The sequence below is a fragment of the Pseudomonas sp. Yb2C2 genome (assembly GCF_052112325.1).
Lineage (GTDB): Bacteria > Pseudomonadota > Gammaproteobacteria > Pseudomonadales > Pseudomonadaceae > Aquipseudomonas > Aquipseudomonas marginalis.
In genome coordinates this window covers 44,971-61,327 of record NZ_JAVAJK010000004.1, presented here as the reverse complement: position 1 = coordinate 61,327, position 16,357 = coordinate 44,971, and the positions used below count along the sequence as shown (strand labels likewise).

Genomic DNA, 16,357 nt, shown 5'->3' with positions numbered 1-16,357 from the left:
AACGCAGGCGAGCGCTGCGATACAGAGTGTAACAAGATAATGACTGTTGCCAAAACAGCAACAGTGATGCTGGGGCCATGGGGGAGATGTCTAGACCGGCAGAGTGATGCCAAAGGTATTGCCGCTGACATCGCTGCGCACGAACACATCACCGCCGTGCATCAAGGCAATCGCCTTGACGATGGCCAGCCCCAAACCGTGATTCGCCCCGCTGTTGCTGCGCGACGCATCCACCCGATAGAAACGTTCGAACAGCCGGGGCAGGTGTTCGCTGGCAATCACATCGCCAGGGTTGGTCACGCCGATGGCTACCTGATGCTCCAGCACTTCAATGTTCACGTCGATCACCTGCCCGGGCGCGGTGTGCTGCACGGCATTGCTCAACAGATTGATCAGGGCGCGGCGCAGGTGGGCTTTTTCGATCTGTACCTGGGCGTCGCCGTGGACCTGCACCCGGACCTGGGCGTCTTCGAGGATGAAGTCCAGGTAGTCGAGGGTGGTGGCTACCTCGTCGGCCAATGAGCTTTCAATCAGCTTGGTGGCCTTGCTGCCCTGGTCGGCGCTGGCGAGGAACAACATGTCGTTGATGATCGAGCGCAGGCGTTCCAATTCCTCGAGGTTGGATTGCAGCACCTCGAAATAATGCTCGGCCGAACGCCCGCGCGTCAGGGCGACCTGGGTCTGGCCGATCAGGTTGGTGAGCGGTGAGCGCAGTTCGTGGGCGACGTCGGCGTTGAACGACTCCAGGCGCGAGTAGGCCTGTTCCACGCGGTCCAGGGTGGAGTTGAACGAGTTGACGAACTGGCTCAGCTCCGGCGGCAGCGGTGACAGTTGCAGGCGCCCGGAGAGCTTCGGCGGCGTCAGCTTCTGTGCTTCATCCGAGAGTTTGCCCAGCGGCTTGAGGCCAATGCGCGACACCCAGAACCCCAGCAGCGCCGCCAGCGCCACGCCGACCAGCGCCAGGCTGACCAGTGCCACCAGCAGATGGTGCTGGGTCGCGCGGAAGTTCTCAGTGTCGATGGCGATCATGAAACGCAGCGGCGGGCGTTGGTCCTTGGCCGGGAACTGGCTCACCAGCACTTTGAACGGGTATTCGCGCCCCGGCAGGTGCAGGTCGCGCTTGCCCGTCGGGCCTTCGGCGAAGGTGCGGATCCGCGCATCGGGGTTGCCGTACTCGTAGTTCGGATCGCTGCTGACGACCCAGAAGCGGATACGCTTGTCTTCCTCACCCAATAATTTGAGCTTGGCTTGAATCTTCACCCAATGGTCCGGCGTGCCGAAGCGGTTCACAGAGGATTCCAACACGCTGTAGCGCGCATCCAGCTCCGCCCCTGGCAGCAAGCCCAGGCTGCGATCCACCTGCTGATACAGCGCGCCGCCGATCAACAGGAATATCAGCGCCGCCACCAGGGTGAACATGCTGCTGAGGCGCAGCGCAATGGAATTAGCCGACACTGCGATTCTCCAGCACATAACCCATGCCGCGAATGGTGTGCAGCAGCTTGTGTTCGAACGGCCCGTCAAGCTTGGCGCGCAGGCGCTTGATCGCCACTTCCACGACGTTGGCGTCACTGTCGAAATTGATGTCCCAGACCATTTCTGCAATCGAGGTCTTGGAGAGGATCTCGCCCTGGCGCCGCGCCAATACGCTGAGCAGCGAGAACTCCTTGGCGGTCAGGTCCAGGCGCACACCATTGCGGCTGGCCTTGCGGCTGATCAGGTCGATCCACAGGTCGGCAACGGTCACTTGCACCGGCTCGTGGCCGCCGCTGCGGCGGGTCAGGGCTTGCAGGCGCGCCACCAGTTCGAGGAAGGAAAACGGTTTGCCAAGATAATCGTCGGCGCCTTCGCGCAGGCCGCGGATACGGTCTTCCACGCGCTCGCGGGCGGTCAGCATGATCACCGGTGTCTGTTTGCGCGCACGCAACGCCCTCAGCACGCCAAAGCCATCGAGGCCGGGCAGCATCACGTCGAGCACGATCACCGCGTAATCGTTCTCCAGCGCCAGGTGCAGGCCCTCGACGCCCTCGCGCGCCACATCGACGGCGTAGCCTTGCTCCGTCAGGCCTCGGTGCAGGTAATCGGCGGTTTTTTCTTCATCTTCAACAATCAGTACGCGCATGAGCCTTTTGCTCCAGGGCGGTGCCTTGGCCTCAATGTGTGGTTGCCAGCTCAGCCGCTGGTTTGGGCCGGTGGAAAAATTTCTCAAGGTACAAGTATATGACCGGTGTGGTGAACAGCGTCAGCGCCTGGCTCACCAGCAAGCCGCCGACCACCGCGATGCCCAGGGGCTGGCGCATTTCCGCGCCAGGGCCAGTGCCGAGCATCAACGGTACCGCGCCCAGCAGGGCGGCGAGGGTGGTCATGATGATCGGCCGGAACCGCGTGATGCAGGCTTCATAGATTGCCTCTTCCGGCGGCAGCCCGCGTACCCGCTGGGCGTCCAGGGCGAAGTCGATCATCAGGATGCCGTTCTTCTTCACGATGCCGATCAGCAGCACCAGGCCGATCAGCGCCATGATCGAAAAGTCCTGGCCCATCAGCGACAGCATGATCAGCGCGCCCAGCCCCGCCGAGGGCAAGGTGGAAATAATCGTCAGCGGGTGCACGAAGCTCTCATACAACACACCCAGAATGATGTAGACAGCCACCAGCGCCGCGAGGATCAGCCAGGGCTGGCTGGCCAGTGAACTCTGGAACGCCTGGGCCGCGCCCTGGAAGTTGCCGATGATGGTGGTCGGCATGCCGATTTCATTCTTGGCCTGGTTGAGCATGATCACCGCGTCACCCAGCGCCACACCGGGTGCCAGGTTGAACGACAGGTTGGCGGCGGGGAACATGCCGTCATGGCTGATGGACAAGGGCCCCACGGTCGGCGCGTCGACCTTGGCCACTGCCGACAACGGCACCATCTCATTGGTCAGTGGCGAGCGCAGGTAGAAGTAGTTCAGGCTTTCGGCCTTGCCGCGCTGTTGACTGTCCAGCTCCAGCACCACCTGGTATTGGTTGATCTCGGTCTGGAACTCGTTGATCTGGCGCTGGCCGAAGGCGTCGTAGAGCGCCTGGTCGACATCGGTGGCGGTCAGCCCAAAGCGAGCGGCGGCCTGGCGGTCGATGCTGATATGGGTGATGCTGCCGCCCAGTTGCAGATCGTTGGACAGGTCGCGAAACGCCGGGTTGGCGCGCAGTTTTTCGGTCAGGCGCTGGGTCCAGGTGTTGAGTGTCGGGCCGTCGTTGCTCTTGAGTACGTACTGGTACTGGGCGCGGCTGGGGCCGGAGCTGAGGTTGATGTCCTGCCCCGCGCGCAGGTACAGCACGATGCCCGGCACTTTCGCGAGCTTGGGCCGGATGCGGTCGATGAACTGGCTGGCGGACACGTCGCGATCACCGCGGTCTTTCAAGGCGATCCAGAAGCGCCCGTTGGCGATGGTCTGGTTGCTGCCGGTCACGCCCACCGAGTGGGAAAACGCCTGCACCGCCGGGTCATCCTTGACGATCTCAGCCAGGGCCTTGTGCTTGGCGACCATGTCCGGGTATGACACATCGGCCGCCGCTTCGCTGGTGCCGAGCACAAAACCGGTGTCCTGTACCGGAAAGAAGCCCTTGGGGATAAACACGTAGCCGGCCACGGCCAGGGCCAGGGTCACCACGAATAGCGCGGCCATGCTGCGCTGATGGGCCAGCGCGCGGCGCAGGTTGCGCGCATAGCCGGCCAGCAGGCGTTCGCTGAAGCCGGGTTTGTCGTGGGCCGGATGGGTCGGGGCGCGCATGAACAGCGCGGCCAATGTCGGTGCCAGGGTCAAGGAGACCACCACCGAAATCAGGATGGTCGAAGTGGCCGTCAGCGCGAATTCCTTGAACAGCCGTCCGACCACACCGCCCATGAACAGCAGCGGAATAAACGCCGCCACCAGCGAGAAGCTGATGGACACCACGGTAAAGCCAATCTCGCCGGCGCCCTTGATCGCCGCTTCGCGCTTGTCGAGCCCCGCTTCGAGGTGGCGGTGAATGTTTTCCACCACCACGATGGCATCGTCGACCACAAAGCCCACGGCGATCACGATCGCCACCAGGGTGAGGTTGTTCAGGCTGAAGCCCATCAGGTACATCAGGGCAAAACTGGCGACCAGCGACACGCCGAGCACGCTGGACACAATCAGCGTCGCCGACAACTGGCGCAGGAACAGCGCCATCACCGCCACCACCAGCAGGATGGCGATCAGCAGGGTGACTTCCACTTCATGCAGGGACGCGCGGATGGTCTTGGTGCGGTCGGTCAACACGCTGACCTGCACCGAAGCCGGCAGCATGCCTTGCAGGCGCGGCAGTTCGGCCTGGATGCGGTCCACCGTCTCGACAATGTTGGCGCCGGGCTGGCGCGAGATCACCAGGTTGACGCCCGGAGTGTCGCCGGACCAGGCCTGCACGTAGGCGTTTTCCGAACCGTTGATGACTTTGGCGATATCGCGCAGTTGAACGGGGGCGCCATCCTTGTAGGACACGATCAGTTGGGCGTAGTCCTCCGGGTGAAACAGTTGGTCGTTGGTCGACAGGGTCGACACGCTGTTCTCGCCGTAGATCGCACCCTTGGCCAGGTTGAGGCTCGATTGCTGGATGGCCAGGCGGATATCGGCCAGGGTCAGGCCGATGGCCGCGAGTTTGTCGGGGGAAGCCTGCACGCGGATCGCCGGGCGCTGCTGGCCGGTAATGTTGATCTGGCCGACCCCGTCGATCTGGCTGATCTGCCGCGCCAGCAGGGTTTCCACATAGTCACTCAGCTCGGTGCTGGGCATGCTGTCGGAGCTGACACTGAGGATCAGCACCGGGCTGTCCGCCGGGTTGACCTTCTTCCAGGTGGGCAGGCTCGGCATGTCGCTGGGCAGCTTGCCGGATGCGGTGTTGATCGCTGCCTGCACTTCCTGCGCGGCGGTGTCGATGCTCTTGTCGAGGGTGAATTGCAGGGTCAACAGGCTTGAGCCCAAGGCACTGCTGGAGGTCATCTGGGTCATGCCGGGAATGGCACTGAACTGCACTTCCAGCGGCGTCGCCACCGAGGACGCCATGGTGTCCGGGCTGGCGCCAGGCAGTTGTGCCGTGACCTGGATCGTCGGAAATTCCGCCTCCGGCAGTGGCGCGATGGCCAGGCGCGGGAAGGCAATGATCCCGAGCAGCACCAGGGCAAACGTCAGCAGCAGGGTGGCGACCGGGTGGTCGACGCACCAGGCCGAGGGCGACCGGCTGCCGTTCATGGCTGCACCTTGGCGTCGACGGTCTGGATCACCTGCGGTGGCTCCTTGAGCACCTCCACCTGGGCACCGGCCTTGAGCCGCGACTGGCCATCACTGACCAGTACATCACCGGCCTGCACGCCCTTGATAATGTTGACGTCGCTGTTCTGATAGGTGACTTGCACCGGCACCACATCGACCTTGTCACCGTTGACCCGGTACACGAAGTGCGAATCCAGGCCGCGTTGCACCACGGTCGGCGGCACCACCAAGGCATTTTTGTCGAGGGCGGTCTGGATCTTGATGGTCACCAGTTGTCCCGGCCACAGGCGTTGCGAGGCGTTGTTGAACTCGGCCTTGGCGCGCAGGGTACCGGTGGTGGAGCTGATCTGGTTATCGATCAGGCTCAAGTGGCCTTCGCCGAGCAGGTCTCCGGTCTGGCCGTCGGTGTCGGCACCCAGGTAGGCGTCGACGCTGGCCTTGGCAGGCGCTGCGATCAGGCCTTGCAGGGTCGGCAGCATCTGTTGCGGCAAAGAGAACTCAACGGCAATCGGGTCGATCTGGGTCACGGAGAACAGGCCCTGGGTATCGCTGGTGCGCAGGAAGTTGCCTTCATCCACATTGCGAATACCGACGCGGCCACTGACCGGTGAGCGAATCTGGGTGTAGGACAGCTGGACCTGGGCTGCATCGATGTTGGCCTGGTTACCTTGGACGGTGGCCTTGAGTTGGTTGACCAGGGCTTGTTGCTGGTCGTAGGTCTGCTTGGACACGCCGTCGTCGACGCTCAATTCCTTGTAGCGCTTGAGGTTGACCAGCGCCACCTGCAACTGCGCCTGGCTCTCGCCCAGTTGCGCCCTGGCCTGGTCGAGGCTGGCGCGGATCGAGCGATCATCGATTCTGGCCAGCAAGTCGCCGGCCTTGACCCACTGGCCTTCCTTGACCGGCAATTGGGTGAGAATGCCGTCGACCTGCGGGCGAATGACCACACTGTGCAGGGATAACACCGTGCCGATGCCGCTGACAAAGCGTGGAATGTCCTGCTGCGCTACGCTCACCACCCGCACCGGGATCGCGGTGGGTGCCGCCAGTCTGGCCTTGGCTGGCCGGGTCAGCGCCCAGGCTGCAACCGCCACGACCACGAGGACACCCACGATCAGGGCGGTTTTTCGTTGAATGTGCATGGGTGAGGCGCCGGGGCAAAGGATGGGGAGAGTGAGCGGTCGTTATAGCCCTTCAACCCGGTCAGCACGGTGACGGCTAACTGACAGCGCTGTCAGCAAACTCCGACCATTCGTACCGGTGGTGGTTAAAGATCCGAAGCTCGCAGGTATACTGCGCGCCAGTGTGGCCCGCAAGCCGGCCCCGCATCATTTTTTGCACGCCCCGGAGCTTTCATGACTTCCCCGACACAACCCCCTGTTGAAGCGACCGACATCGTCGATCCGGCCAGCGCCGAAGGCGTTGAAAAAGCCGAGATCCCGGCGTTCAAGTTTCCGTTCAAGCCGGGTGAGTTGGCTGGGGCCAGGAATGCGGCCCAACCGTGGTACAAAAACGGCGCCAAGAACGGCCATACCAAGTCGCCAGGCATGGCACCGCCGGGTACTCGTCGTTCGATGGGTAAACGCTGAGATTAACAAGTCGCACATCGTGTCGATTATTGCCTACAGCCTCTGCTGAAATTTCTGATTGTAGGCCTACGACCGTTTCTTGAAAGCTTGCACAGCCTTTGCTCTGCCCCTGTGATTTCAGGGGGAAGCAGGGCGATGCTGGTCTTTCCGGAAAAGGACGTCTCCCTTGGCTCTGATACACATCTGTGTAGTGTTTGCCCTGTTGCTTGCGGCGGATGTCTCTGCGGCCGATGATCCACCGCTGCGTGAAATCCGTTTCGCCGTTGCTGCACAGTTCCCCCCGTTCCAGAGCCGCGACCCGCAAGGGCAGTTGGTCGGCTTGAATATCGAGTTGGGCAACGCCCTGTGCGTGCAGTTGAATGCACGCTGCATCTGGGTCGACCAGGTGCTTGCCGAAGATTTCATCTCCCTTGAAGCCAGGAAATTCGACGCGATCATGGGGATGGCGCCGACGTCGCAACGGCAACGCTGGGTGGGCTTCACCGATAACCTCTACCCCTTCACCACGCGCCTGGTGGCCCGTCGCATGTCCAACTTGCAGCCGCGGGTAAAGTCGCTCAAGGGCAAGCGTGTCGGCGTGTTGCTGGGAAGTAACCGTGAGGCTTTTGCCCGCTCGATGTGGGCGCCAAATGGCGTCATCGTCAAGAGCTTCTGGCTCAACAATGAATTAGTCAGCAGCCTTAAAGCCGGCGAGATTGATGCGACCCTGCAAGGCACGGTAGAAATTCGTGAAGCCTTGCTCGACACCGAAGACGGCCACGATTTCGACTTCGTCGGCCCTGCCATTTCGTCCGAGCTTTTGGGCGATGGTGTGGCCATCGCAGTGCGCAAACCTGACACCGCATTGCGCAACGAACTCAACTGCGCCCTTGAACAACTGAAGCAGAGCGGCGAGTACCAGCGGATCATCCAGCCCTACCGCCTTGACGCCGTTCCTGCCGAGCACTGATCGACCGCCGCACGAGGCGGCCTTTAAGGTCTACGCCGCCCGCAGCGAGATAAACGCATAGTTGGCCGGCACCTCGGTGGCAATCTGCGCCCCGGCATCCAGCAACTGTTCGGCGATGTCCATCCCCGATACATGAAACACCCACTCACTGGTCACGGACGGCTGGTCCACCGCCAGCTCAATCGCCTGGGCAAACGCGCTCATGTCCGGCAGGTACGCGGTAAATCCATCCCCCTTGAGCGCCGTGGTGCGAATGCCGAGCAAGGCGCACACCGCCTCCTTGGTCTGCACGTCGTCTCGGTCGGCCTGGCGCGAGCGTTGGATCAGCTCCACCAGTTCCTGGTCCACCAATTCACCCCCGACGATCAACGCCGGGCCCTGTTCCCAGGATTCCGGCGGGCAATCCTTGGCGGCGGGGTTGAGCGGGATATGGGGGTTGATCTCCATCGGGTAGATGCGGCACACCAACGGGCGGCGCTCGTAGATGCGGCATAGGTTGTCTGCGTCAAGATTCCGGCAGCGCCCGGCGTTGTAGGCGGCAAAGGTGATTGCCACAAACGCCGCGGTGTTGCCGCTGGGCACCACCACCGAACGGCGCTCGGCATGTTCGCGCTGCTGCTGAGGCAGGCCCAGGCCATTGCTCAGGAAACCCTCCACCAGAACGATGACGTTACCGCCGTCAGCCGCCCATTGGCGGGCTTCCTGGAGGGTCAGGGGGACGTGGTGATCGCTGCAGCATTTGCCGCAACCGACGCAGGAAAAATGGGTGTTCATGGCGGATCTGTCACCAGGCTAGGTCAGAGGGCACACAGGAACAGTGACGGGTTTTTACCTCTATCCACCGTTGTGCTGCTCTGGAAGCAAGTTATGCGCCAGCGCCTGTCAGTCCTCGGCGACCACATCCCGCAACACAAAGACCATGCCCGCGCTTTCGTACAGTTGTCGGGCGCGCCGGTTGCTCTCCAGCACCTTGAGGTCGACATAGGGTTCGCCACGCTGCTTGAACACCTGGAAGCAGTGCAGCAGCAACGCGCGGCCCAAGCCTTGGCCTTGAGCGCAAGGATGCACGGACAGGTTCTTGATAAACGCGCTGGTCCAGCACTGCGCCACGCCGAGAATGCCATCGCCATTGCTGGCCACCAGGCACAGCGTGGGATCGAATTCGGCGTCGCTGACAAACAGATGCTGCCAGGCGTGCAGATGAGGAACGCGGCCTCCCCCTTGCTCCTGGGTCATGCGCAGCACCGCATGGATCGCCGGGGCCAGCTCGTCGCGGTAGTGATCCAACTGCGTATGGGCCGGCCATTGAGGTGCAGGCAGGCTGCCGGTGAGGTCGCGGCGCAGCAGTTGGAAATGCTCCGCCACCGGTTACAGCCCCTGTTGCGCCACGGTCTGGGCGGCGACCACCAGGCATTTGGTCAGTTCGGGCGAGGAGAACTTGGTCAGCACCGCGTTGGCACCGGCCAGGCGCGCCTTTTCGCTGTTCATCGCGCTGTCCAGGGAGGTATGCAGCAGCACGTAGAGATCCTGGAAGTCCGGGGTTTCACGCAGGGTGCGGGTCAGGGCATAACCGTCCATTTCGGACATCTCGATGTCCGACACCACCACATTGATCTGCGCGGCGGTGCCTTGCAGCTCCAGCAGCACATCGATGGCTTCCTTGGCGCTGCGTGCGGTGTGGCAGGTCAGGCCAAGGTTGCGCAGGGTGTGTACCGACTGCTGCAGGGCGACCTGGCTGTCATCCACCACCAGGATCCGCGCATTGCCGAGCACTTCCGCCTCTTCCATGGTCAGGTCGGTAGGCGCCGCTTCAATCGGCGCCGGGGCGATGCCGTGGATGACTTTTTCGATGTCCAGCACCTGCACCAGGCCGCCTTCCACTTGGGTTACCCCGGTGATAAACGCGCGGTTGCCGCCGGAGCCGTAGGGCGGTGGACGAATATCGGTGGTCAGGCAGTGCACGATCTTGCTGACGGCCTGCACATGCAGGCCCTGCTTGGAACGGCTCACGTCGGTGACGATCAGGCAGCCTCCGTTCGGGTCTTCCAGGGGCATTTCCCCCAGGGCGCGACTCAGGTCGATCACCGCCAACGAATTGCCACGCAGGGTGGCGATGCCTTTGACGTGGGGATGAGACTCCGGCAGCTTGGTCAGCGGCGGGCAAGGGATGATCTCGCTGACTTTCAGCAGGTTGATGGCCATCAGCTTGCCGCTGCGCAAGGTAAAGAGCAGAAGCGAGAGTGAGTCTGCGCGGGCTTTGGTGGTGGACATAAAAACCTTCTGTGGATCAGGGATGACGAACTTCTATTGAAGGTTATCGACTCGGGAGAGCCAGGCTTTAACCCGATTTTGTGTCGGGCCGGGCCCGTGTCAGCCCTTCCACACCTGCGGGTTCACCAGGTCCTGCGGGCGCTGGCCCAGCAGGGCGCTGCGCAGGTTGTCCAGCGCGCGGTTGGCCATGGCTTCGCGGGTTTCATGGGTCGCCGAACCGATATGCGGCAGGGTCACCGCGTTGCTCAGTTGGAACAGCGGCGACTCGGCCAACGGCTCCTGCTCATACACATCCAGCCCGGCACCGCGAATGGTCTGGTTTTGCAGGGCCTGGATCAGCGCCGGTTCGTCGACCACCGGACCACGGGAGATATTGATCAGAATCGCGCTGGACTTCATCAGACCCAACTCGCGGGTGCTGATCAGGTGGCGGGTCTTGTCGCTCAACGGCACCACCAGGCAGACGAAATCCGCCTCGACCAGCAACTGGTCCAGGCTGCGCAATTGCGCGCCCAGTTCCTGTTCCAGCTTGGTCTTGCGGCTGTTGCCGCTGTACAGGATCGGCATATTGAAGCCCAGGCGCCCACGCCGGGCCACGGCCGCGCCGATATTGCCCATGCCAACGATACCGAGGGTCTTGCCATGCACGTCACAGCCAAACAGCGGCGCGCCGACGCTGGCTTTCCATTGGCCGGCCTTGGTCCAGGCGTCCAGCTCGGCCACCCGGCGCGCGCTGCTCATCAGCAGGGCGAAGGCCAGGTCGGCAGTGCTTTCGGTCAGTACGTCGGGGGTGTTGGTGAGCATGATCCCGCGCTCGTTGAAGTACGGCACATCGTAGTTGTCGTAGCCCACCGACACGCTGGACACCACCTCCAGCTTGCCCGCGCCTTCGAGCTGCGCGCGGCCCAGCTTGCGACCCACGCCGATCAAACCGTGGGCGTGAGGCAGGGCTTCATTGAATTGAGCGTTGATGTCGCCCAGCTTGGGGTTGGGCGCGATCACGTCGAAATCCTGTTGCAGGCGTTCGATCATTTGCGGGGTGACACGGCTGAAGGCGAGGACGGTCTTTTTCATTGCAGGCGGGCTCATCGACTACGGAAGAATGCCAAGCACGCTAACATTCCTGCCGGCAATTGTCAGGACACCGCCCCTCCCACATTTAAAGACGTGTATCGCCTGGTAGAAATCAGTTCGCCAGCCGTGCACCGCTGAGGCTGCCGCTCAACTCATACGCCACCAGCTCCGCCTGGTGCGCCGCCAGGATCTCCGGCAACGAACCGCGCAGGTATTCCACCCAGGTCTTGATCTTCGCATCCAGGTACTGGCGAGACGGGTAGATTGCGTACAGGTTCAGCTCCTGGGAGCGATAGGTGGGCATGACTCGCACCAATGTGCCGTTGCGCAGGCCTTCGATGGCCGCATACACCGGCAGCAGGCCGACGCCCATGCCGCTGGTGATCGCGGTTTTCATCGCGTCGGCGGAGTTGACCAGGAACGGCGACGTATTGATTGCCACGCTTTCCTGGCCTTCAGGGCCGTTGAAGGTCCACTTGTCCAACTGGATCACCGGGCTGACCAGGCGCAGGCAGGCGTGGTTTAGCAAATCCTGGGGCCGTTGCGCGCAGCCCTTGGCCTTGACGTAGTCCGGCGAGGCGCAGGCGATGCTGTAGGTGATGCCCAGGCGCTGGGAGACGAAGCCCGAGTCCGGCAGCTCGCTGGCCAGCACGATGGACACGTCGTAGCCCTCGTCCAACAGGTCCGGCACGCGGTTGGCCAGGGTCAGGTCGAAGGTCACGTCTGGGTGGGTGCGGCGGTAGCGGGCGATCGCGTCGATGACGAAGTGCTGGCCGATACCGGTCATGGTGTGCACTTTCAGCTGCCCGGCGGGGCGGGCGTGGGCGTCGCTGGCCTCGGCTTCGGCTTCTTCGACGTAGGCCAGGATCTGCTCGCAGCGCAGCAGGTAGCGTTTACCTGCCTCGGTGAGGGCAATGCGGCGGGTGGTGCGGTTGAGCAAGCGGGTTTGCAGGTGGGCCTCAAGATTGGAGACCGCGCGCGAGACGTTGGCGGTGGTGGTGTCCAGTTGCGCGGCGGCGGCGGTGAAGCTGCCCGCTTCGGCCACGCAACTGAAGGCGCGCATGTTTTGCAAAGTGTCCATGGAGAGTTCTCAGGGGAGATGCCAAATTGTGACAGAAAGTTACGCCGTCCAGTGATCCCTACCAACGGATTATCGCTTGAACGGTAACAAAGATTCACAGGAATGCCAGCTTATCGTCCTCCATGCCGCCGCCTAGAATTGCGCCACCTCCCCCCGCAACACCACCTCAGGAATTCGTTCGCCGTGCCGCGTCGCATCAGCAGAGAGCTGAAGACTCTCATTAACCGAGCGCTGAAGGCTCTCAGTGTTTGCGCTTTATCGTTAGCAATCAGCGGCTGCATCGGAACCGGAGGAATCGCCCCCCAAGGCCGGGCCCTCAATGCCACTACCCTGGCCACCGACGAAGCGATCCGCAGCGCCGCCCAGGATGCCCATTGGCCCACCGCACAATGGTGGCAGGCCTACGGCGACCCCCAGCTCAACCGCTGGGTCGAACTCGCCACCCAAAACAGCCCGAGCATGGCGATGGCTGCCGCGCGGGTGCGGGAAGCGCGGGCCATGGCCGGGGTTGCCGAGTCGGCCGAGTCGCTGCAGATCAACGCTGATACCACCCTCAAACGCCACAATTGGCCGAAGGATCAGTTCTACGGCCCAGGGGAATTGAGCGGCGCCAACACCTGGGACAACAATGCGTCCCTGGGGTTGAGCTACGCCCTCGACCTGTGGGGCCGCGAAAGCAACGCCACCGAGCGTGCCGTCGACCTGGCCCACATGAGCGCGGCCGAAGCCCGCCAGGCCCAGCTTGAACTGCAGAACAACGTGGTGCGCGCCTATATCCAGCTGTCGTTGCATTACGCCAACCGCGATATCGTCGCGGCGACCCTGGCCCAGCAACAGCAGATCCTCGACCTGGCCAACAAACGCCTGGACGCCGGGATCGGCACCCATTTCGACGTGAGCCAGGCCGAAACGTCGCTGCCGGAAACCCATCGCCAATTGGATGCCCTGGACGAGGAAATCGCCCTGAGCCGTAACCAGCTGGCGGCGCTTGCCGGTAAAGGCCCGGGGGAGGGGGCCACGTTGCAGCGTCCGACGCTGTCCCTTGCCGCACCACTGAAACTGCCCTCGAGCCTGCCCGCGCAATTGCTCGGCCAGCGCCCGGATGTGGTTGCCAGCCGTTGGCAGGTCGCGGCGCAAGCCCGTGGCATCGATGTGGCCCACGCCGGTTTCTACCCCAACGTCGACCTGGTCGGCAGCCTCGGCTACATGGCCACCGGCGGCGGCATGCTGGCGTTTCTCGCCGGCAAGAAATTCAACTACAGCGTCGGCCCGGCGATCAGTTTGCCGATCTTCGACGGCGGCCGCCTGCGTGCCGAGCTGGGGGAAGCCAGCGCCGGCTATGACATCGCCGTGGCGCGCTACAACCAGACCCTGGTCAATGCGCTCAAGGGCATCAGCGACCAGTTGATTCGCCGTGAGTCCATGGACAAACAAGCAGCATTTGCGGCGCAGTCGGTGGCCTCGGCGCAGAAGACCTACGACATCGCGATGATCGCCTACCAGCGCGGCCTGACCGATTACCTCAATGTACTCAATGCCCAGACCCTGCTGTTTCGCCAACAACAGGTCGAGCAGCAGGTCCAGGCCGCGCGGCTTGGCGCCCATGCCGAACTGGTGACCGCACTGGGTGGCGGTCTCGACGCCGGCAAAGACCTACCGCAGGACGCCAAGACCCTCCCGAGCAAGACCCCGGCGGCGCTTGCCATGTTTGATCACTGAATAGTTTGGTCACTGAGTAGGATTTAATGACTCCGATGCCTGCACCGCTGCGCTGGCTGCATTCCCTTGAGTGGCGCCGTGGTTTTTTCGACTGGGCACGCAGCGACGGCGTGACCTGGGTGTACATCTTCAAGGTGCTGATCGCCGCGTTCCTCACGCTGTGGCTGGCCATGCGCCTGGAGCTGCCGCAACCACGCACCGCGATGATCACCGTGTTTATCGTGATGCAACCGCAGAGCGGCCAGGTGTTCGCCAAGAGCTTCTATCGCTTCCTCGGCACCCTGGCGGGGTCGGCGGTGATGGTGGTGTTGATCGCGTTGTTTGCGCAGAACACCGAGTTGTTCCTGGGGGCGCTGGCGATCTGGGTCGGCATTTGCACCGCTGGCGCGACACGCAACCGTAACTTTCGCGCCTACGGCTTCGTGCTGGCCGGTTACACGGCAGCGATGGTCGGCCTGCCGGCCCTGGCCCATCCGGACGGCGCCTTTATGGCGGCGGTGTGGCGGGTGTTGGAAATCTCCCTGGGGATCCTGTGTTCCACCCTGGTCAGCGCGGCGATCCTGCCGCAGACCTCCAGTGCAGCGATGCGCAACGCGCTCTATCAGCGCTTTGGCGTGTTCGCGCTGTTCGTCACCGACGGCCTGCGCGGGCGCAGCCAACGTGAAGGGTTCGAGGCCAGCAACGTGCGCTTTATCGCCGAGGCCGTGGGCCTGGAAGGGCTGCGCAGCCTCACGGTGTTCGAAGACCCGCATATGCGCCGGCGCAACGGTCGGCTCAGTCGCCTCAACAGCGAGTTCATGAGCATCACCACGCGCTTCAATGCCTTGCACCAGTTGCTCGAACGCCTGCGCACGGATTCCGCGGATCATGTGGTGGCGGCGATCAAACCGGGCCTGCAGGACCTCGCCGAAGTCCTCGACGGCTTCTCCGGCCGTGCCCTCACCAGCCCCGATGCCGCGCGCCTGGTCAACCAGCTCAGTGCCTACAAGGACAGCCTGCCTGCCAAAGTCCGCAGCCTGCGTGCGACCTTCCAGGAGGGCAACCCGAGTGAGGCCGAACAGCTGGACTTTCACACCGCTTATGAACTGCTCTACCGCTTCGTCGATGACCTGCACAACTACGCGCAAACCCATGCCTCCCTGGCCGATCACAGCCATGCACGGGAGCAATGGGACGAAACCTTCAGCCCGAAAACCAACTGGCTGGCCTGCGCCGCCTCGGGGATTCGCGCGTCGTTCATCCTGATTGTGCTGGGCAGTTACTGGGTGGCCACGGCCTGGCCCAGCGGTGCCACCATGACCTTGATCGCCGCTGCCACCGTCGGCCTGTCCGCCGCCACGCCCAACCCCAAGCGCATGGCGTTCCAGATGGCCTGCGGCACCTTGATCGGCGCGTTGGTGGGCTTTGTGGAAATGTTCTTCGTGTTCCCGTGGATCGACGGCTTCCCGCTGCTGTGCGTGATGCTCGCCCCGGTGATCATCCTCGGCGCGTTCCTCGCCTCACGCCCGCAATATGCCGGTGTGGGCGTAGGCCTGCTGATTTTCTTCAGCACCGGTTCGGTGCCGGACAACCTCACGGTCTACAACCCCTACATCTTTATCAACGACTACATCGCCATGATCATTGGCATGCTGGTATGCGCGGCGGCGGGGGCGATCATCCTGCCGCCCAACAGCCGCTGGCTGTGGCGGCGCCTGGAGCAGGACCTGCGCGAACAGGTGGTGTATGCCATCAGCGGCAAGCTCAAGGGGTTGGCGTCGAGTTTCGAAAGCCGCACCCGAGACCTCCTGCACCAGGCCTACGGCCTCGCTGTCGGCCAGCCGCAAGTGCAACGTGACCTGCTGCGCTGGATGTTCGTGGTGCTGGAAGTCGGCCACGCGATCATCGAGTTGCGCAAGGAACAGGCGATCCTGCCGGTGCACCCGGCCTATGCCGAATCCCAGCCGTGGCGCCAGGCGATCCGGGTCATGGGGCGTTCGTTGGTGCGCCTGTTCCTGCAACCCAGCGCCAGCAACCTGGCGCGTGGCCTGATCGCCGTCGACCACGCGATCAGCCGCGTGCAGGCCACCGACGAACCCTTCGCCCCGCACTTCGATACCTCGGCCCTGCGCCGGGTGAAAAGCTACCTGCACTTTATCCGCACCTCGTTGCTGGACCCGCAATCACCGCTGGCGGCCCTCAAAGGAACCCCGAATGCCTCGTGAAATCGCATTCCACGGCATCTATATGCCGACCATGACCCTGATGTTCCTGATCGCGGCCGCGTTGGCCTGGGCCCTGGACCGCTTCCTGGCCGGCTTCGACCTGTACCGGTTTTTCTGGCACCCGGCGCTGCTGCGCCTGAGCCTGTTCGTTTGCCTGTTCGGCGCCCTGGCGCTGACCGTCTACCGTTGAGAATGCCCCG

General features: G+C 63.1%; 14 protein-coding genes. 5 read left to right on the top strand and 9 right to left on the bottom strand.

What is annotated here, in order from left to right:
- Nucleotides 1-90: 90 nt before the first annotated feature.
- The 4 genes from Q8X51_RS06525 to Q8X51_RS06510 are packed head-to-tail and all read right to left on the bottom strand — an operon-like array spanning nucleotide 91 to nucleotide 6,412.
- The gene (locus Q8X51_RS06525; RefSeq protein WP_407693141.1) at nucleotides 91-1,455 is read right to left on the bottom strand and encodes a heavy metal sensor histidine kinase; all 1,365 of its coding nucleotides are present in this window, start codon (nucleotides 1,453-1,455) and stop codon (nucleotides 91-93) included.
- Nucleotides 1,445-2,122, bottom strand: a complete 678-nt coding sequence (locus Q8X51_RS06520) for a heavy metal response regulator transcription factor (RefSeq protein ID WP_027604753.1) — start codon at nucleotides 2,120-2,122, stop codon at nucleotides 1,445-1,447. Before Q8X51_RS06520 ends, Q8X51_RS06525 begins: the two co-directional genes overlap by 11 nt.
- Nucleotides 2,123-2,153: 31 nt before the next feature.
- Nucleotides 2,154-5,249: a multidrug efflux RND transporter permease subunit gene (locus Q8X51_RS06515; protein ID WP_407693142.1), complete on the bottom strand. Its 3,096-nt coding sequence runs from the start codon at nucleotides 5,247-5,249 to the stop codon at nucleotides 2,154-2,156.
- Nucleotides 5,246-6,412: an efflux RND transporter periplasmic adaptor subunit gene (locus Q8X51_RS06510; protein WP_407693143.1), complete on the bottom strand. Its 1,167-nt coding sequence runs from the start codon at nucleotides 6,410-6,412 to the stop codon at nucleotides 5,246-5,248. The genes Q8X51_RS06515 and Q8X51_RS06510 overlap by 4 nt, the downstream gene beginning before the upstream one ends.
- Before the next feature lie 213 nt (nucleotides 6,413-6,625).
- On the opposite strand from Q8X51_RS06510, the gene Q8X51_RS06505 reads away from it, so the two are divergent.
- Together Q8X51_RS06505 and Q8X51_RS06500 are read left to right on the top strand one after the other, a co-directional pair.
- Nucleotides 6,626-6,859 (top strand): hypothetical protein, encoded by a 234-nt coding sequence (locus Q8X51_RS06505; protein ID WP_027604750.1) that lies wholly within the window; start codon nucleotides 6,626-6,628, stop codon nucleotides 6,857-6,859.
- Nucleotides 6,860-7,025: 166 nt separating this feature from the next.
- Entirely contained in the window at nucleotides 7,026-7,808 is a 783-nt protein-coding gene (locus Q8X51_RS06500) for a transporter substrate-binding domain-containing protein (protein ID WP_065924248.1), read from the top strand.
- 30 nt (nucleotides 7,809-7,838) lie between these two features.
- On the opposite strand, the gene Q8X51_RS06495 is transcribed toward Q8X51_RS06500, so the two are convergent.
- From Q8X51_RS06495 to Q8X51_RS06475, 5 genes are all read right to left on the bottom strand, one after another.
- Complete coding sequence (locus tag Q8X51_RS06495; RefSeq protein WP_407693144.1) at nucleotides 7,839-8,582, bottom strand: YkgJ family cysteine cluster protein; 744 nt, start codon at nucleotides 8,580-8,582, stop codon at nucleotides 7,839-7,841.
- Nucleotides 8,583-8,690: 108 nt separating this feature from the next.
- The gene (locus Q8X51_RS06490) at nucleotides 8,691-9,173 is read right to left on the bottom strand and encodes a GNAT family N-acetyltransferase (RefSeq protein WP_065924246.1); all 483 of its coding nucleotides are present in this window, start codon (nucleotides 9,171-9,173) and stop codon (nucleotides 8,691-8,693) included.
- Nucleotides 9,174-9,176: 3 nt separating this feature from the next.
- Nucleotides 9,177-10,079, bottom strand: a complete 903-nt coding sequence (locus tag Q8X51_RS06485; RefSeq protein ID WP_027604746.1) for a chemotaxis protein CheV — start codon at nucleotides 10,077-10,079, stop codon at nucleotides 9,177-9,179.
- Between the two features lie 99 nt (nucleotides 10,080-10,178).
- Complete coding sequence (locus tag Q8X51_RS06480) at nucleotides 10,179-11,153, bottom strand: 2-hydroxyacid dehydrogenase (RefSeq protein ID WP_407693145.1); 975 nt, start codon at nucleotides 11,151-11,153, stop codon at nucleotides 10,179-10,181.
- A gap of 112 nt (nucleotides 11,154-11,265) precedes the next feature.
- Entirely contained in the window at nucleotides 11,266-12,234 is a 969-nt protein-coding gene (locus Q8X51_RS06475; RefSeq protein WP_027604744.1) for a LysR family transcriptional regulator, read from the bottom strand.
- 183 nt (nucleotides 12,235-12,417) lie between these two features.
- On the opposite strand from Q8X51_RS06475, the gene Q8X51_RS06470 reads away from it, so the two are divergent.
- The 3 genes from Q8X51_RS06470 to Q8X51_RS06460 are packed head-to-tail and all read left to right on the top strand — an operon-like array spanning nucleotide 12,418 to nucleotide 16,347.
- Complete coding sequence (locus tag Q8X51_RS06470) at nucleotides 12,418-13,953, top strand: efflux transporter outer membrane subunit (protein ID WP_407693146.1); 1,536 nt, start codon at nucleotides 12,418-12,420, stop codon at nucleotides 13,951-13,953.
- Between the two features lie 26 nt (nucleotides 13,954-13,979).
- Nucleotides 13,980-16,157 (top strand): FUSC family protein, encoded by a 2,178-nt coding sequence (locus Q8X51_RS06465; RefSeq protein ID WP_407693147.1) that lies wholly within the window; start codon nucleotides 13,980-13,982, stop codon nucleotides 16,155-16,157.
- Nucleotides 16,147-16,347, top strand: coding sequence for a DUF1656 domain-containing protein (locus Q8X51_RS06460; RefSeq protein ID WP_027604741.1), 201 nt, complete (start codon nucleotides 16,147-16,149; stop codon nucleotides 16,345-16,347). Before Q8X51_RS06465 ends, Q8X51_RS06460 begins: the two co-directional genes overlap by 11 nt.
- The last annotated feature ends 10 nt before the right edge of the window (nucleotides 16,348-16,357 follow it).

Coding starts and splice junctions, on each gene's coding strand:
- Q8X51_RS06520 (WP_027604753.1), bottom strand. CDS start 2,122: ATGCGCGTACTGATTGTTGAAGATGAAGAAAAAACCGCCGATTACCTG.
- Q8X51_RS06515 (WP_407693142.1), bottom strand. CDS start 5,249: ATGAACGGCAGCCGGTCGCCCTCGGCCTGGTGCGTCGACCACCCGGTC.
- Q8X51_RS06510 (WP_407693143.1), bottom strand. CDS start 6,412: ATGCACATTCAACGAAAAACCGCCCTGATCGTGGGTGTCCTCGTGGTC.
- Q8X51_RS06505 (WP_027604750.1), top strand. CDS start 6,626: ATGACTTCCCCGACACAACCCCCTGTTGAAGCGACCGACATCGTCGAT.
- Q8X51_RS06495 (WP_407693144.1), bottom strand. CDS start 8,582: ATGAACACCCATTTTTCCTGCGTCGGTTGCGGCAAATGCTGCAGCGAT.
- Q8X51_RS06485 (WP_027604746.1), bottom strand. CDS start 10,079: ATGTCCACCACCAAAGCCCGCGCAGACTCACTCTCGCTTCTGCTCTTT.
- Q8X51_RS06480 (WP_407693145.1), bottom strand. CDS start 11,153: ATGAAAAAGACCGTCCTCGCCTTCAGCCGTGTCACCCCGCAAATGATC.
- Q8X51_RS06475 (WP_027604744.1), bottom strand. CDS start 12,234: ATGGACACTTTGCAAAACATGCGCGCCTTCAGTTGCGTGGCCGAAGCG.
- Q8X51_RS06465 (WP_407693147.1), top strand. CDS start 13,980: ATGACTCCGATGCCTGCACCGCTGCGCTGGCTGCATTCCCTTGAGTGG.
- Q8X51_RS06460 (WP_027604741.1), top strand. CDS start 16,147: ATGCCTCGTGAAATCGCATTCCACGGCATCTATATGCCGACCATGACC.